This window comes from Bacteroidia bacterium (assembly GCA_023228875.1).
Lineage (GTDB): Bacteria > Bacteroidota > Bacteroidia > NS11-12g > UBA955 > JALOAG01.
The window spans coordinates 58,827-75,492 of record JALOAG010000006.1 but is presented as its reverse complement, the minus strand read 5'-3'; the positions used below and the strand labels follow the sequence as shown (position 1 = coordinate 75,492).

18 protein-coding genes are annotated in these 16,666 nt (G+C 35.6%); 13 read left to right on the top strand and 5 right to left on the bottom strand.

Going from position 1 to position 16,666, the window contains the following annotated elements:
- The first annotated feature begins 14 nt into the window (after positions 1–14).
- From M0R38_07925 to M0R38_07885, 9 genes are all read left to right on the top strand, one after another.
- A complete protein-coding gene (locus M0R38_07925; GenBank protein ID MCK9481669.1) occupies positions 15–695 on the top strand; it encodes a metal-dependent hydrolase in 681 nt (226 codons plus the stop codon).
- Between the two features lie 9 nt (positions 696–704).
- Positions 705–1,502 (top strand): AAA family ATPase, encoded by a 798-nt coding sequence (locus M0R38_07920; GenBank protein MCK9481668.1) that lies wholly within the window; start codon positions 705–707, stop codon positions 1,500–1,502.
- Between the two features lie 12 nt (positions 1,503–1,514).
- Positions 1,515–2,378: a ParB/RepB/Spo0J family partition protein gene (locus M0R38_07915; GenBank protein ID MCK9481667.1), complete on the top strand. Its 864-nt coding sequence runs from the start codon at positions 1,515–1,517 to the stop codon at positions 2,376–2,378.
- Positions 2,379–2,382: 4 nt separating this feature from the next.
- On the top strand, positions 2,383–2,949 hold the full coding sequence (locus tag M0R38_07910; GenBank protein MCK9481666.1) for a DUF5683 domain-containing protein: 567 nt from the start codon (positions 2,383–2,385) through the stop codon (positions 2,947–2,949).
- 93 nt (positions 2,950–3,042) lie between these two features.
- On the top strand, positions 3,043–3,477 hold the full coding sequence (locus tag M0R38_07905) for an Rrf2 family transcriptional regulator (protein MCK9481665.1): 435 nt from the start codon (positions 3,043–3,045) through the stop codon (positions 3,475–3,477).
- A gap of 28 nt (positions 3,478–3,505) precedes the next feature.
- Entirely contained in the window at positions 3,506–4,276 is a 771-nt protein-coding gene (locus tag M0R38_07900; GenBank protein ID MCK9481664.1) for a class I SAM-dependent methyltransferase, read from the top strand.
- 24 nt (positions 4,277–4,300) lie between these two features.
- Positions 4,301–5,023 (top strand): iron-sulfur cluster repair di-iron protein, encoded by a 723-nt coding sequence (ric, locus tag M0R38_07895; protein ID MCK9481663.1) that lies wholly within the window; start codon positions 4,301–4,303, stop codon positions 5,021–5,023.
- A 35-nt stretch (positions 5,024–5,058) separates the two neighbouring features.
- Positions 5,059–5,598 carry an azurin gene (gene azu, locus M0R38_07890; GenBank protein MCK9481662.1) on the top strand — a complete coding sequence of 180 codons (540 nt, stop codon included), beginning with the start codon at positions 5,059–5,061 and terminating at the stop codon, positions 5,596–5,598.
- A gap of 77 nt (positions 5,599–5,675) precedes the next feature.
- The gene (locus M0R38_07885; protein MCK9481661.1) at positions 5,676–7,001 is read left to right on the top strand and encodes an ABC transporter permease; all 1,326 of its coding nucleotides are present in this window, start codon (positions 5,676–5,678) and stop codon (positions 6,999–7,001) included.
- A 1-nt stretch (position 7,002) separates the two neighbouring features.
- Here M0R38_07885 and M0R38_07880 read toward each other — a convergent pair whose 3' ends face one another.
- Positions 7,003–8,082: an ABC transporter substrate-binding protein gene (locus tag M0R38_07880; protein ID MCK9481660.1), complete on the bottom strand. Its 1,080-nt coding sequence runs from the start codon at positions 8,080–8,082 to the stop codon at positions 7,003–7,005.
- Positions 8,083–8,270: 188 nt separating this feature from the next.
- On the opposite strand from M0R38_07880, the gene nusB reads away from it, so the two are divergent.
- The 4 genes from nusB to coaE are packed head-to-tail and all read left to right on the top strand — an operon-like array spanning position 8,271 to position 10,649.
- A complete protein-coding gene (gene nusB, locus M0R38_07875) occupies positions 8,271–9,215 on the top strand; it encodes a transcription antitermination factor NusB (GenBank protein ID MCK9481659.1) in 945 nt (314 codons plus the stop codon).
- Between the two features lie 37 nt (positions 9,216–9,252).
- On the top strand, positions 9,253–9,714 hold the full coding sequence (locus tag M0R38_07870) for a DUF1573 domain-containing protein (protein ID MCK9481658.1): 462 nt from the start codon (positions 9,253–9,255) through the stop codon (positions 9,712–9,714).
- Positions 9,715–9,729: 15 nt separating this feature from the next.
- A complete protein-coding gene (gene yajC, locus M0R38_07865; GenBank protein MCK9481657.1) occupies positions 9,730–10,053 on the top strand; it encodes a preprotein translocase subunit YajC in 324 nt (107 codons plus the stop codon).
- Between the two features lie 8 nt (positions 10,054–10,061).
- Positions 10,062–10,649, top strand: coding sequence for a dephospho-CoA kinase (gene coaE, locus M0R38_07860; protein MCK9481656.1), 588 nt, complete (start codon positions 10,062–10,064; stop codon positions 10,647–10,649).
- On the opposite strand, the gene M0R38_07855 is transcribed toward coaE, so the two are convergent.
- The 4 genes from M0R38_07855 to accB form a co-directional block, all read right to left on the bottom strand.
- Positions 10,639–13,377: a PKD domain-containing protein gene (locus tag M0R38_07855; GenBank protein ID MCK9481655.1), complete on the bottom strand. Its 2,739-nt coding sequence runs from the start codon at positions 13,375–13,377 to the stop codon at positions 10,639–10,641. The genes coaE and M0R38_07855 overlap by 11 nt on opposite strands.
- Positions 13,378–13,393: 16 nt before the next feature.
- Positions 13,394–14,707, bottom strand: a complete 1,314-nt coding sequence (gene tilS, locus M0R38_07850) for a tRNA lysidine(34) synthetase TilS (protein MCK9481654.1) — start codon at positions 14,705–14,707, stop codon at positions 13,394–13,396.
- A gap of 96 nt (positions 14,708–14,803) precedes the next feature.
- Positions 14,804–16,141 carry an acetyl-CoA carboxylase biotin carboxylase subunit gene (gene accC, locus M0R38_07845; protein MCK9481653.1) on the bottom strand — a complete coding sequence of 446 codons (1,338 nt, stop codon included), beginning with the start codon at positions 16,139–16,141 and terminating at the stop codon, positions 14,804–14,806.
- 28 nt (positions 16,142–16,169) lie between these two features.
- Positions 16,170–16,655: an acetyl-CoA carboxylase biotin carboxyl carrier protein gene (accB, locus tag M0R38_07840; protein MCK9481652.1), complete on the bottom strand. Its 486-nt coding sequence runs from the start codon at positions 16,653–16,655 to the stop codon at positions 16,170–16,172.
- Positions 16,656–16,666: the final 11 nt, after the last annotated feature.

Here is a 16,666-nt window from a genome sequence, read left to right as displayed (position 1 = left end):
TGTAAAATCGCGTCATGGATGTAACATATTACGGTCAATCTTGTTTTAGGGTAAATATTGCGGACAAAAGTATTGTTTTTGACCTATTTATTTCTGACAATCCTTTAGCAAAGAGTATTAATATAGACACTATTCACAGTGATTATCTACTTTTATCCCATGCTCATGGAGATCATCTTGGCGATACATTGCATTTTGTCAAAACAAAAGGAGCAACTTTAGTTTCAATTTTTGAAATAACAGATTGGGCTTCCAAGCAAGGATGTAAGTCTGTACATCCCATGAATATTGGAGGCGCTTGGAATTTTGATTTTGGACGAGTAAAAATGGTTAATGCAATCCATTCCAGTGCTTTTCCTGATGGTTCTTATGGCGGAAATCCCTGTGGTTATGTAATAGAATCGAAAGAGCGTACTTTTTACTACGCAGGTGATACTGCACTCACTTATGATATGAAATTGATTGGTGAGCAATTTAACCTTGATTTTGCATTTCTGCCCATTGGCGATAATTTTACAATGGGAATAGAGGATGCCATAAGAGCCGCTGCATTTATTCAATGCAATAAAATTGTTGGAATGCACTTCGATACTTTTGGATACATTGAAATTAATCATCAAGAAGCAATACAAAAATTTAAACAAGCCGGAATTGAACTAATCCTGCCGGGAATAGGAGAAATATTTAGCATATAATACATAGAAATGGGAAAAATAATAGCAATAGCAAATCAGAAAGGCGGAGTTGGCAAAACGACTTCCGCAATTAATTTAGCAGCAAGTTTAGCCGTATTGGAATGTAAAACCTTACTTGTGGATGCAGACCCACAGGCAAATGCAACATCAGGATTTGGCTTTGAACCAAGAAATATCAAAACCGGATTGTATGAGTGTTTGAATGGTAGCGCGAAAGTGAAAGATGCAATCTTGCATACCGATAACTCATTTTTACACTTACTTCCTTCATCCATTGATTTAGTTGGATTTGAAATAGAAATGGTCAACAGCAACAATAGAGAGTTGTTTATGAAAAATATGTTTGAAGGGGTCAAAGATGAATACGATTTTATTATTGTAGATTGTTCTCCTTCTTTGGGTATTTTAGTAACCAATGCATTAACTGCAGCGGATTCAATCATCATCCCCGTACAGTGTGAATACTTTGCATTAGAAGGATTGGGTAAACTGCTCAATACCATAAAAATTATCCAACAGAACCTAAATAAAAATTTAGAAATTGAAGGAATATTATTGACCATGTATGACTCACGCTTGCGTTTGTCTAATCAAGTGGTGGATGAAGTAAAAATGCATTTCCAAAACTTTGTGTTTGACACCATTATTCATCGCAATACCAAGTTGGGAGAGGCTCCAAGTTTTGGATTACCTGTTTTAGAACATGATGCAACAAGTAAAGGTGCGGTGAATTATCTGAACCTTGCTCGTGAAGTGATGCAAAAAAATGGTATGACCCAGTTTAAAGATGCAACCATTGCAATATAATTTTTAAAAAGGATGTCAAAGAATATGAAAAGTGGACTTGGTAAAGGATTGTCTGCACTGCTTGCCTCCGAAAATATCAATATAGAAGAGTTTGGAGATAACAAAGTTGTTAGCAGTGTGAGCGAAGTGCCGATTAATCAGATTGAAGCAAATCCATTCCAGCCCAGAACAGAATTTGAGAAACAAGCATTAGAAGAGCTTGCTGCCTCTATTCAGTTACATGGTATCATTCAACCTGTAACCCTTCGCAAGATGGGCTATGATAAATACCAATTAATTTCAGGAGAGCGAAGAACTCGTGCAGCAATCCTTGCCGGACTAAACAGTATTCCTGCATACGTCAGAATCGCAAACGATCAGGATATGCTTGAAATGGCGTTGATTGAAAATATTCAAAGAGAAAATCTCAATGCGATTGAAATTGCTTTGTCATATAAAAGGTTGCTTGAAGAATGTGATTTGAAACAAGATGAATTGGGTGAAAGAGTAGGGAAGGATAGATCAACCGTAGCTAATTACATGCGTTTGCTCAAATTGCCGGATGAAATTCAAGCCGCTATCAAGAACAATGAACTTTCGATGGGACATGCGCGTTCAATACTTGGACTGAAAGATGAGCAAGATCAATTAGCTTTATTCCAAAGAATTACACAAGACAATCTTTCTGTAAGAGCAACAGAAAAAATTGTGAAGGAACATGGTAGTACACGTCCTAAAAAAGATAAAAAGCTGATTTTACCTCAAGCTTTTTCTACATACTCAGGGTTCTTAAAAGGAAAGTTAAACTTGAAATCGGGTAAAGGAAATAAAGGAATATTGACAATCAAGTTTAATGATGAAAAAGAGTTGAAGCAGATTCTAGATAAGTTATCCTAAATCTATGCGATTAAGAAAGGGCATAATAACAATGTGGCTTGTCCTTTTTACAGGCATTCAAGGGCTGCAAGCAGAGGATTTTAATTCATTGTTTTTGCGTTTTTCGCCAACACCAAAGTCTCATTCTCCGCATTTGGCTTCCGTCTTATCTGCTGTTTTGCCTGGTGCAGGACAGATTTATAATAAGAAATATTGGAAAGTGCCTATCATTTATGCAGGCTTGGGCGCACTTTCTTATTCAATAATTAAAAACCAACAGTCTTTTCGTGCATATCAGAATGAATTAATTGCTCGCAGTAATAAAGACACAGCAGCTATGAATATGAATTATGCAGTGTATCCTGATGAGTATCTGCGCTCCAATCGCGATTATTTTAGAAATAACCGAGACCTTTCTATTATTGGTGTTGCACTTATTTATACCTTAAATATTGTAGATGCCGCTGTTGATGCTCATTTATATAATTTCGATGTCAACAAAAGTTTAAGTATTAAACCCAAGATTACACCTCAACAAACGGTTGTGTCCACAGATTTCGGACTTGGTATGGGGTTGGTTTTCAGGTTTTAATGATTCTTATTTAGAATGATTAAAAAATAATTTAGGATATCCTTGTCCGATATAGAAAATCAATATACTTTTGCACTCGAAAAATAAAGGTCAATGTTTTCTAAATCTTGTGAATACGGTATAAAAGCTACCTTATATATAGCTTCAAACTCATTTAATGGAAGAAGAGTAAGTTTAACAGATATTTCAGAAAACATCAATTCTCCAAAAGCATTTACAGCAAAAATATTACAACACCTCTCCAGACATGGAATTATTCAGTCTGTGAAAGGACCAACCGGAGGTTTTGAAACTCATCTTAGCGAAATGTCTAAAATAAAATTAAGCAGCATAGTGCAAGCATTTGACGGAGATGAAATATATAACGGCTGTGGTTTAGGGCTAAGTGAATGTAATGATAACAAACCTTGTCCAGTACATTCTCGCTTTAAAAAAATAAGAGAAGAACTAAAAAGGATGTTAGAAACAACCAGTGTATTTGATTTAACAACCGGATTGGCAGAAGGCTTGACCTTTTTAAAACATTAATTTAAACAAATTAGTAAAAGAGAGCACGATGGAAGTTACGGATTTTTCAAGAGCACAAGGACATTGGATATTAGCTAAAATGGGCAAGAGGGTTCTTAGACCCGGAGGCAAAGAATTAACTCAGAAATTAGTTTCAGGGTTGGATGTTAATCACAAAGATGATATAGTGGAATTTGCGCCAGGTTTGGGCTATACTGCATCATTAACATTAGCAAAGTTGCCACATTCTTATGTTGGTGTTGATGCAGATGAAGATGCAGTGAGACTGTTGAAGCAGAAAATCAAAGGGAATAATATTCAATTTATTTTAGGTCAAGCTTCTGAAACCCATTTGGACAACGATTCAAAGGATAAAGTGTATGGAGAAGCTATGCTGACAATGCACGCAGATCATCGCAAGTCTGAAATTATACGTGAATCTCATAGGATATTGAAAAAGGGAGGCTTGTATGCAATTCATGAATTGGGGTTGGTAGATGTCAATGAAGAACAAAAAGAGCAGATTCAAAGAGATTTAGCAATATGTATTAAGGTAAATGCGCGTCCGCTAACCGAAAATGAATGGAAGGAATTATTGGAAAAAGAAGGATTTAAAATCAAGCAAGTCTATACGAATGCAATGCATTTGTTAGAGAGCAAAAGAATTTTTGATGATGAGGGATTTTGGAGGGCAATGAAAATCACATTCAACATACTGCGAAATAAGGCTGCGAGAACAAGAATCAATGAGATGAAAAGAGTTTTTAAAAAACATGACAAGCATATGAATTCAATAGCCATTATTGCCGAGAAAATTTAATAAGAACAATAAAATAAAATAATTATGGAAGTATCGAAAGACACAATTGTAGGGGATTTGGTAGCGCAAGACTACCGTGTAGCCTCTGTTTTTAAGCAACAAGGAATTGACTTTTGTTGTAATGGTAATCGGTCAATTGCGGAAGTGTGTGCAGAAGACAACATTGCAATAGACCCACTCATAGATGCACTCAAAGAAGTAGCTCAAAACAAAGGTGGTTCAAATATAGACTATGCATCTTGGCCCTTAGATTTGCTTGCAGATTATATTGAAAAAACGCACCATAGATATGTGGAAACTAAGTCAAGAGAAATCATGCCTTTTCTTGAAAAGATTGTTCGTGTACACGGAGAAAGACATCCTGAGTTAGCTAAAGTAGAACAACTTTTTAAAGATTCGGTTGGCGAGTTATCAAGACACATGAAAAAAGAGGAACTGATGTTGTTTCCTGCTATCAGAAAAATGGTTCAAGCCAAATTGACCAATACCAAATCCGAAGCACCTTTTGGAAGCATTTCAGGTCCCATTAATGTTATGATGGAAGAACATGATACAGAAGGAGAGAGATTCAGAGAAATATCTAAGCTAACCAATCATTTTACAGTACCTGCTGATGGATGTAATACCTATAAAATTACACTATTGATGTTGCATGAATTCGAAGAAGATTTACATTTGCACATCCATTTGGAAAATAACATTCTATTCCCAAAATCAATAGCAATGGAAAAACAGATGGCTCAATAATAGAAACCTTTATAAAACAAAAAATATAAATCAAAATGAAAAAATCAATTTTAACCCTAGCAAGCGTAGCATTCTTATTTGCTGCTTGTAACAATGCACCTACTGAACCCGTTGCTGAAGAAACAACTCCTGCAACTGAAGAAACAACTCCTGCTGAAACACCTGCAGAGACTGCACCTGCTGAACAAGCTGCACCTGCTGTTGCTGAAGTAGCAATCGAAGGCAATGACCAAATGAAGTTTAACCTTACTGAAATTAAAGTAAAAGAAGGTCAAACTGTAAAACTTACCCTCCACCATGTTGGTAAAGCTCCAGCAACAGTGATGGGTCACAATTTTGTTTTGTTAGCTCAAGGTACAGACCTTGCTATGTTCAGCACAAAAGCTATTAAAGCAAAAGATACTGACTATATCCCTGCTGATATGGCAAGCAGTGTAATTGCTCACACTAAGTTAATTGGTGGCGGTGAAACTGATGTAATTGAATTCCCTGCACCTGCTAAAGGTACTTATGATTTCCTTTGCTCTTTCCCAGGTCACTCTGCTTTAATGAAAGGTAAATTTATTGTTGAATAAGAAAATAATAATAAACATAAAGGTTGAAAAAGGGGGCAAATAGCCCCCTTTTTTTGTTCTATAATTATCTAATACTTTTGAACCAAAGATTAGAAGGTGTGTTAGCACGATTCCGCCTATTTATACTACTTATATTTGAAAATGCCAAAATGGCTTTTCAAACCCTGCGTTCTAACAAGATACGATCTGTATTGTCTGTAAGTGGAATTAGTATTGGAATCTTTTCCATTATCACAGTGTTTACTATCATTGACTCTCTCAAAATTCAAGTTCAAAATAGCTTAGCTTCATTAGGCAAAAGTGTTGTTTATATTGATGTGTTTCCATGGGAAACCGAGGAAAGACAAGAATACCCTTGGTGGAAATTTATTCAACGACCGAATCCTTCACTCAATGAAATGATGTTGTTAGAACAATCGCATGTTGCGGACATAGTAGATGCTTTTAGTTTTAAAATGAACTACCTATCTACCAATATGTCAAATATCAATACAGGGGTTGAAGCATTAGGGGTTGATATTGTTGGGATTTCCTATGGTTTTAATAGAATCCAAGATTTGAAAATTAGTTATGGAAGGTATTTTTCAGAGCAAGAAGCAACACAAGGAAACTCGGTTGTAATATTAGGGAACACAGTTGCTACCAAGTTGTTTAACAACCCTGAATTGGCTATAGGAAACAATGTGAGAGTCGCAGGGAAGTTAATGCGAGTCATTGGAGTGCTCGAATATGAAGGAGTAAATATGATGAATAATTCCTCAGATGAGATTGCGTATGTTCCAGTGCCATTTTTATTAGGAATGACCGGTATTGAAACGCGCACCTATTCGCCAATGATTATGGTAAAAGCCAAAGATGGGATTTCAATTGATGCTTTAGCAGATGAAATTAAAGGTGCAATGCGGACTATAAGGCGGTTAAAACCAAGTGAGGAAGATAACTTTGCAGTAAACAAGGTGACTTTTTTGATTCAGTATCTTGATGCGTTTTTCAAAAAAATGAATCTTTTTGGATTGATAATAGGAGGTTTTGCGTTGTTGGTTGGGGGATTTGGGGTTTCAAACATTATGTTTGTTTCTGTAAAAGAACGAACAGGTATTATTGGTATTCAGAAAGCGTTAGGAGCAAAGAGATTTTATATTTTGATGCAATTTCTAACAGAAGCAATTGTTCTTTGTGTTTTAGGCGGAATTATAGGCATTGCTTTTGTTTATGGAATCGCATTCGTTGCAAATATATTGCTTGCGAATGCTCAAGACATCAGTTTTAGAATCTATATGTCATTAGATAATTTTGTAGTTGGTGTTTTGTTTTCTATTGTAACAGGGGTCATTGCGGGGATTATTCCTGCGTGGGTTGCTGCACGCTTACAACCTGTGAAAGCAATTAGAGCAAATGGTTAAGTTATTTATTTAATCTTTGATAGTAATTCAGTGTTTTTGTTGAGTCAGAATGAAAAATCTGAATTAAATCTTGAAGAACAATTTGTGGACTTACAACTGCTGTTTCCCAGAAAGCATTTCCGCCATATTCATTGACTTGTTTGTTATTATTGAAAATATGCCTGGTTTTAAAAGCTTTGAAATCGGTATAGCGATATTCTGCTTTTTTCATTTCTGCTAGTGAGTTGAAAGTGCCCGGATGTAACCAAATATCAGCGTTTAAAGCCTTTTGGGCAACCATTTCTAAGCTTAATGGAATTCTTCCGTTACTTCCTTCGTTTTTCCAAATATAATCACCACCGGCATCATGAATGAGTTGAGCAGTATAACTCTTGGACGCTGGAACATCCCAGATTCCGTTAAATAATATCCCAACAAGGACAGTTGGCTTTGTATGATATACCTGCTTTGCGAGCTTGTTGTATTCAGTTTTAATTTGTGAAAAGAGTGAAAAAGATTCTTCCTTCTTGCCACATAGAATACCAAAGGCTTTTATCCATTCAGCCCTACCTAAGGGTGATTCTTCTAAATAATTATTACAAAGAAAGATAGTGATACCATAGCTCTTAAGTTTTTCTTCCAATACTGCAGACAACTCTCCAAATCCTGAATGAATGATTAAGTCGGGTTGGAGTTTTATTAACTTTTCTGTGTCAATTTTGCCACCCAAACCTACAGAAGGCAAAGTGCCGTCTTTACTTCGTTGGATTAATATAGGATTACTTAAAAACGATATGTCATCAACAGCAGTAATATTTTGCTGTGCATCTATTTCACAAAAGAAACCGGAAAAAACAGAAGATAATGATACAATCTTTTTGTATGGCATTTCATTGGATTTGCTCACAGATAAATGTGTTGTTTGGTTGTTTAATCCATAAACATGAATATAAAAGCTGTCTGCATCTTCTTTGATAGATAGGAGTTTTGCATACTGAATAAGTTCTTTTTTGTTGCTTAGATTCTCTGTTGTCTTGTTTGATGAACAAGCACTGATGATTAATAATATTGCTGCTAAACACCCTTTCGCAATTCTATACATGTGTGCAAAGAACGCTAATAAATTCCTTTTCTATGTAATTATAAAGCCGTGTTTGACTGTCAAACTCTATAAAGTACCCACACACTTGTCAGTTTTACTTTTCCCCAAATGAATTGAAAAAGAATAAGGTTTGAAATTGATTTTTCACACCAAAATAAACACTTACATTTGCGCCCCTCATAAGTTCTATGTTATCAAGAAGAAATTTAAGAATCAAAGCCTTCCAAACACTATTTTCCGGAAGGTCAAACGGAGAGACGAATCCCAAGCGAATATTTGCAGAGTTTGAAGAGAATATAAAAATGTTTGAGCAAATGTATGGACATCTACTGTTGTTTCCATCTGCATTTGCGCACTACTTGATGTCAGAAAAAGATTTTGAACTTTCAAAATACTTTCCTGATAAAGAGAAAGTTAGGCTAACCTCATTTTTAGAAGAAAATATCTTTGTTAAACTTGTTGAAGAGTCGAAGGAATTAGATAAGCTACTTCGAAACTCAAGCTATGATTGGAAAAATCACGGTGAACTTTTCGAGAAAATATTTAAAGAGCTGTCTTCGATTGATTTTATTAGAGACTATCTTGTTTTTGATAATCCAAATGAAAAACAACAAGAGGAATTTATTCTTGCGTTGTATGGGTACTTATTTGAAAAGAATACTGACTTTCAGGACGTAATGGCTGATATCTATTACAATTGGGATTATGATGTATTCTCTTTCTATCAAATGCTATCAGATTCTCTGAAACAATCTTTTAATATAGGCAAACTCTTCATACAACGAATTTATAAAGATACAGAAGAGGATTATGATTTTGTGAAAGCACTGATAGAAAAAACAACCATTGAAAGTGCGTCTTATCAAAAGATATTAAAGGAAGTTGCCAAGTCGTGGGATACAGAGCGCATTGCTAAAGTAGATATTGTATTGATGGAGATGGCTATGACCGAATTTTTGTATTTTCCAACTATACCTGTTAAAGTAACGATTAACGAATACATTGATTTAGCAAAATCTTTTAGTACAGACAAAAGCCACATTTTTATTAATGGTGTACTTGATAAAACCAAAGATTTATTCTTGTCTGATGGAAAGATAAAGAAAGCGGGTAGAGGCTTGCGAGACAATTAAAAATGCAATACTTTTGCCCATCTATTTTTAAATGCAAATGAAAAAATATTTTTTAGTATCGTGCGTAGCAGCCATCACTTTATTTGGTTGTGGCAACGCTGACAAGACAGGGATTACACCGGATGTGATAAAAGACAATGCAACAGCTGACAACCCTGAAGGAAACAAAGACGAAATGCCTGAGATAAAATTCAACGTTTATGACCATGATTTTGGAACAATCACAGAAGGTGAAATAGTAGAAACCACTTTTACATTTAAGAACGTGGGCAAATCCAACCTGTTGATTTCTGATGCAAAAGGAGACTGTGGATGTACTGTTCCTGTTTATCCTAAAGAACCAATTAAACCGGGTCAAGAAAATAAAATGAAAGTGTCATTTAACAGTTCCGGAAAGTTGGGTGAAAATACAAAAAGAGTTACTGTAACAACCAATTCAAAAGACGCAAACGCTTACTTGACCATTAAAGCAACTGTAATACCAAAAAAATCAAAATAATTTAACACACTCAATATGTACATCGCAAGTATTCTATTAGACACACCGCCACCTCAAGGAGGGATTGGTTCATTTTTGCCCCTTATTCTTATCATTGTTGTATTTTATTTCTTTATGATTCTTCCTCAAACACGTAAGAACAAGAAAACAAGAAAGTTTCTTGAAGAATTAAAGAAAGGCGACAAAGTGGTTACAACAGGAGGGATTCACGGCAAAGTGAATACTTTATACGATTCTAAGGTACTTATTGATTGCGAAGGTGCAACCAGTTTTGTAATTGAAAAGTCAGGAATTTCTGCCGAGTTAAGCATAGCAGCTCAAAACGGCACTTCAAAATAAACTTTGTTATGCTGAAAGTTGGCATAACCGGAGGTATAGGCAGCGGAAAAACAACAGTTTCCGCTGTTTTTGTTTCTCTTGGTGTGCCTTATTACAACGCAGATGAAAGAGCCAAATGGTTAACAGAAAACCATCCTGATATTATCAAAGAAATTTCAATAGAATTTGGAAATCAAGCCTATGCATTTGGGTCTTATAACCGAAAATATATTGCATCTATTGTTTTTAATGACAAGCAAAAACTAATCAAACTCAACCAAATCATTCATCCAAGGGTTACAGAAGACTATGCTACATTCTGCAATACTCATCAAAATACACCTTATACCCTCAAGGAAGCAGCCATTCTATTTGAATCCGGTTCATATTTACTATTAGATAAAACAATTCTGGTTGTTGCCGACAAAGAATTAAGAATCAAAAGAGTGTGCCAGCGTGATCATATCACAGAAGAAGAAGTATTGAAAAGAATGGAAAAACAAATGCCGGAAGAACAAAAGATGAAACTTGCAGACTACATTATAAAAAATAACCTGCGAGAAATGATTATCCCGCAGGTTATTGCATTGCATAAAAAACTACTTTCTATTGCTTAGTAAATTGTTGGTTAAACACACCGTTCTTGCTGTATATGCATATAGTGTATATTCCGAAACCAAACGCAGAGACATCAATTACATGTGAAGTGATTGGAATTTGAAGTGCTTCAATAAATATTTGCTTACCTAACATGTCAGTAATAATAATTTTTTCAATCAAAGTATTATTCTCTGATTTGATATTCAATTTGTCTTTTGAAGGATTTGGGAAAATAATCCATTGAGAAGGATTTAAAAGCGATGACACTGAGGAAAATTGTGGTAAAGTAACTTCATATTCACTAGTGTCGCACACGTTCTGTGCATTTAGTGTTACTTTCAATCCATTTGGGTTTGCAGAATAAGTATGCAACGGGTTTGTTTCTGTACTTGTGTTACCATCACCGAAATTCCATGCATATATATTGCTCATACCAGTAGAATTATTAGTAAATTGAATAGCGAAGTTACCTTGATGCTCATAAGTAAAGCTTGAAATAGCATGATTTGCATTCTTAATTGCAATTGACTTTGAAACGGTCTGATTTGAATTATTGTCGCTGGTTGTCAGGCTAATGTTTTTAGTACCTCCTGTAGAATAAACTACCTGATGAGGTCCAGTTCCCAAAGCTGTAGCAGGTACTGCATTATCGCCAAAATTCCAAGAAAGGGTAGTAGCAGCTCCTGAGTTGTTGGTGAATGTAACAGTGTCAGAAATACAAGCAGATGCAAGATTTGGAATAAAGTCGGTACATATAAAATTGATTTCTTTTGTTATTGAATCTACATTGCAAGAATTGCTCGCTAAAAGTTTTACATCCACAGGTCCATTATTGGTAAAGCTGAAAGAAGTATTGTCTCCGGTTGCTGTTCCTTGTCCATCAAAATCCCATGTATAAGTTGTTGTGCCAAGAGGATTGGGGACAGAGAATGCAATTTCACATCCAGCAACAAAATTAGAGTTAAAATTTGCAATTGGTTGAGCCGTTGATTTGACAGAAATCATAGAATTGTATTCTTTAAAATCAGAAGAACTTCCGGAGTTAATTGTCAAATTCACTTTTTTATTGCCACCGATTGTATAAATTACTTTGTGAGGACCTTCACCGGTAGCAGTAGCAGGAGTGGCTCCTAAACCAAAGTTCCAATTCCAAGAAATAATATTTCCTTGTGATAAGTCAGTGAATACAACCGTGTCTTGTGTACAAACATTCGATTTGTCAATAGTAAAATCTGCAGCAAGAGGAACAAATATACATGAACCCTGAGAAATAAGTTTCATTACAGGTCTTGAACAAACAGCAGATGTACTTTTTTGCATAACAAAATTACCACATGCAGTATCGTTGGTTTGTAATACTCTTCTACTGGTGTTTGGTCCTATTGCATAGTGCATGACATTGTTTGTATTAATTACGTGTCCTAATTGATGTCCATGCCCAAGTTCATGTAATGCAACTGACTCAAAATCAGTCTTGCCTCCGGCAGGAGCATTGGGTCCATATTCCCAATTTACAGTCTTTTTGAATACAATATCTAACCCTGCCACATACCAATTCATTCCACCCATGATGTAACAACCGCTATACCAAGAGTAGCATACCCCTAAAGTAGAAGATCCCATCCAGCCTTTGTCAAAGAATACCATGTTCTTATTGTCATTTTTCATTGTATCGTTATTGAGAGTGCCGGCAGTATCCCAATTGATGAGGGTGTTACAACGCCAAGATTCGATGGCTCTTATAAATGAACTCACCGCAGGTGCATTAACTGCAAAAGCACTATCCCATATCCAAGTTATCCCGCCATTTCCATTTTCGTCAATATGTTGGGTCCCAAATGCGGTTGTATCAGGAATCCCATTACCTGGGTCATAATATGAAATATTGAGATGCGCCCATGGAATTGTGAGATTGGTTGCAGATGTAACATTGTCTCCTGTGCTGTTAAACACCTTGAATTTTCCTGTACCTGCTCTTGTTAATACCTTCACTTTAATTTCTGTATCTGTCCAAGAAACATAATCTGCCTGATTAGGAGTAATATAACCGCTTCCTCCGGAATTTGCATCGGGGAAATATACAAATCCAGCACCTCTTGTAGCTCCAAATCCGGTGCCTGTGATTGTTAACACTTGACCGGAACCTGCTGCAATTGTTGAAGGAGTGAAATTTGTGATAGTGGGCGTTACTCGTCTGCCTCTAAAAGTAGGTTCAAATGGTTGTGAAATCTTAATTTCTTGAGCAGTTAAGCTTTTAATTAAGGGAATAAATTCGGTGCGAATATTACCCCATTGGTTCAATGCATCAAAGGCTTTATTATTTACTCTATCAAACAAAACAAAGCCCAATGGACCTGTTTTGGAATAGAATGTTAATATTTCGCCATCAGGTGCATCCCAACTAATGTTTTTTGTTAAAAAAAACAGACCGCTTTCGCCAACCTGAGTTTCTAAGTTTGGATTTACTCCTAATGCCTCAGTCCCAACAACACCGCCTTCGGTTAATAGAGTAATGTATTCAAGATTTAAACTCCCTTTGAAATAACTGTGTACTTGTAATTTATGGGCAGTATAGATGAAATCGCCTGATTGATTCTTGTATGAGAACTTAGCAAGCACGCTTGCTTCAACAACAATCTCATTTTCATTGATACGGTCTTTTAAACTCACATTTACTAATGGGCAACCGGCATAGATATATGCTGATAGACCCAAAAAAAGGTTTAGTAATAATATTTTTCTCATTGTTTTTAATTTACAGCTACAATAATAATGCTTTCACACTAATGAATAAGTTAGTGTGTGGAACTTGTTGGTTATTCAGCAATGAGGAAACGCGTACTCCTGCAACCCAAACAATTTGGTTATCTATCAGAAATACTGGAATCAGCTCTCTAAGCAAAATTGGAATTTTATTTTCAGTGAATAAATCACTGAGTTTTTTTGATTGTTTCTGTTGTGATATAAGAATCTTATCACCTAATTTCCAAAAGCGCATTTCAATTTCTTTCCCATGATACGATGAATCTAAAAACAAAGTATTTTCTTCGTTAATTTGATTCTTTGTACTAACACTAAAAACAACAAAATCTTCTTCTATAGAATCACCAATGTGCCATTTCTTGCTTAATCCTGATACAGGTAGTGATTTATTAAGAACCCACAAGTTATCGTGGCTTGTACAAGCATTATATAATTTACTTTCCCATTTTTTGCCAGATTCAGATTGAATGCTACTCAGAAGCATTTCTTCCGTTTGAACATAATTGAACCCATAATCTGATAATAAATAGTGCAGGAGAAGTGCAGCTTGCGAATAGAGTCTTATTTTAGTTAAGGAAAAGATTGAGATATGTTGATTCTTCTTAATTATCAAATCATTCGACTGTTTTTCAATCAGTTCTTTAAGTAGTTCATGTTCTTGTCCTAACTGTTGTGCTGTTTCAGAAACGTTTTGAATAATATTGGGGAACTTCAGTTGTGCATTAGGAATGATTTCATTACGTATAAAGTTTCGTGCATAATCAGATTTAAGGTTGCTACTGTCCGTGCGCCATTTTAGATTGTGTTTCAATGCATAATGTTCGATTTCATTTCTTGAGAAGGAGAGGAGAGGACGCAATAGGATTGTTTGTTGATGAATCCCTGTTAATCCTTTGATACCTGTTTTTCTGAAAAGATTAAGAAGAACAGTTTCTGCAAAGTCATCTTGTTGATGAGCCGTCAAGATGAAGTCAATTTTGCCATTTTTAATGAATATGTTAAACCATTGATATCTTATTTCGCGTGCCTTTTCTTGAATTCCGGTCTTACTTGTGATTTGATTTTTAGCATTAAGAATTTCAATGTTAATATTGTTATCCTTGGCTAAGTTCGCCACAAATTTTTCATCTTCATTGCTCTCTTCATTTCTAAGTCCATAATTTACATGCAGCAGTAAAATTTTTTGGAATCCTGATTTTAATAATAAATGTAGTAATACAATAGAGTCAATACCTCCACTAATGGCAACACCCAATGAATTTGATGGGTGTATATTCAGTTTTGAAAGTTCTTGCTTAAATTGGTCAAGCATGCTTGCTGCAAAAGTAAAGAATACGACCACATTCCTTAGAATAAAAAAACACAAACCCATTGTTGGATTTGTGTTTTTAACAAGGTTGTATTTAGGTTACTTTATCTGAAAGTCATTCATAAAAGCGGTAGTAAAATTACCGTTTATAAAATTTTTATCTTTCAGAATCTGCATGTGAAGAGGGATGGTTGTTTGTACACCTTCAATAACAAATTCACTCAATGCGCGTTCCATTTTCAGAATTACCTCTTGACGAGATTGCGCAGTAACAATAAGTTTAGCAATCATAGAGTCATAATTTGGTGGAATTGTATAACCTGCATATATATGGGTATCAACTCTCACGCCATGTCCACCCGGTTTGTGTAAGGTTTCAATTTTACCGGGATTAGGTCTAAAGTTGTTATAAGGGTCTTCAGCATTAATACGACATTCCATACTGTGTTTAGTTGGATAATAATCCTTCCCTGTAATAGGATCACCGGCAGCAATTTTTATTTGTTCTTTAATTAAATCCCTGTCAATCACTTCTTCTGTAATGGCATGTTCAACTTGAATACGAGTATTCATTTCCATAAAATAGAAGTTTTTATGTTTATCTACCAAGAATTCAATGGTTCCAACTCCTTCATAGTTAATTATTTGAGCAGCTGCTTTGGCAGCTTCTCCCATTTTTTTACGCAAATCCTCGTCAATAAAAGGCGAAGGAGTCTCTTCAATCAATTTCTGATGTCTTCTTTGGATTGAACAATCACGCTCTGATAAGTGACATACTTTGCCATATTGGTCACCTGCAATTTGGACTTCAATATGGTGTGGCTCTTCAATAAATTTTTCGAGATAAATTCCATCATTACCAAATGCAGAACCAGCTTCAGATTTTGCGGCTTCCCAATGTCTTTCGAAATCTTCTTCCTTCCATATTTCTCTCATTCCTCTACCACCACCACCGGCAGTTGCTTTTATGATAACCGGATAGCCAATTTTAGCTGCCAACTTTTTAGCTTCCTCAACATCTTCAATTAAACCATCTGAACCAGGAATGGTAGGAACTCCGGCTTTTTTCATCGTAGCTTTAGCATTAGATTTATCACCCATTGCCATGATTTGTTCAGGAGTCGCTCCGATAAATTTTATACCATTATCTCTGCAAATAGCACTGAACTTGGCGTTTTCACTCAAGAAACCGTATCCAGGATGGATGGCATCAGCTCCGGTAATTTCTGCAGCAGCAATAATATTTGCCATGTTTAAATAGGAGGCGACACTTGGAGCAGGTCCAATACACACAGCTTCATCAGCAAATCTAATATGTAAACTATCTTTGTCAGCAGTAGAATACACAGCAACAGTGGGTATTCCCATCTCTTTGCAGGTCCTGATTATTCGTAGTGCGATTTCGCCACGGTTAGCAATTAATATTTTCTTAAACACAATTGAAATAAATTAGTTCAACAATAGTTTAAGGCTCAACAAGGAACAGAGGTTGATCGTATTCAACAGGAGTGTTGTTTTCAACTAAAATCTTAACGATTTTACCGCTCACCTCTGATTCAATTTCGTTGAAAAGTTTCATCGCTTCAATAATACAAAGTACTTTGCCTGGCTTTATTTCATCACCTACATTAACAAAAGAAGGGTTTTCCGGTTTGGAAGAACGATAAAATGTTCCAATCATAGGAGACTTAATGGTAATAAGGTTTGATGCAGTTGGTGAAGTTGAAGGTGCAGCAGCCTCAGTAACGGGTTTGGGTTGTGTAGCAGCAGGTGCAGCAGGAAGTTGTGCAGCCGGTACAGTAGTTTGTATTATCTGCGGTTGTGCAGAAGTAATTTGCACAGGTGCGTTTTTCTTAATCGTAATTTTAAAATCTTTCTTTTCAATTTCAACTTCATCAACTGATTGAACAGCAACAAACTTGATTAAACTCTGAATGTCTTTTAAGTCCATATATTCTTTTT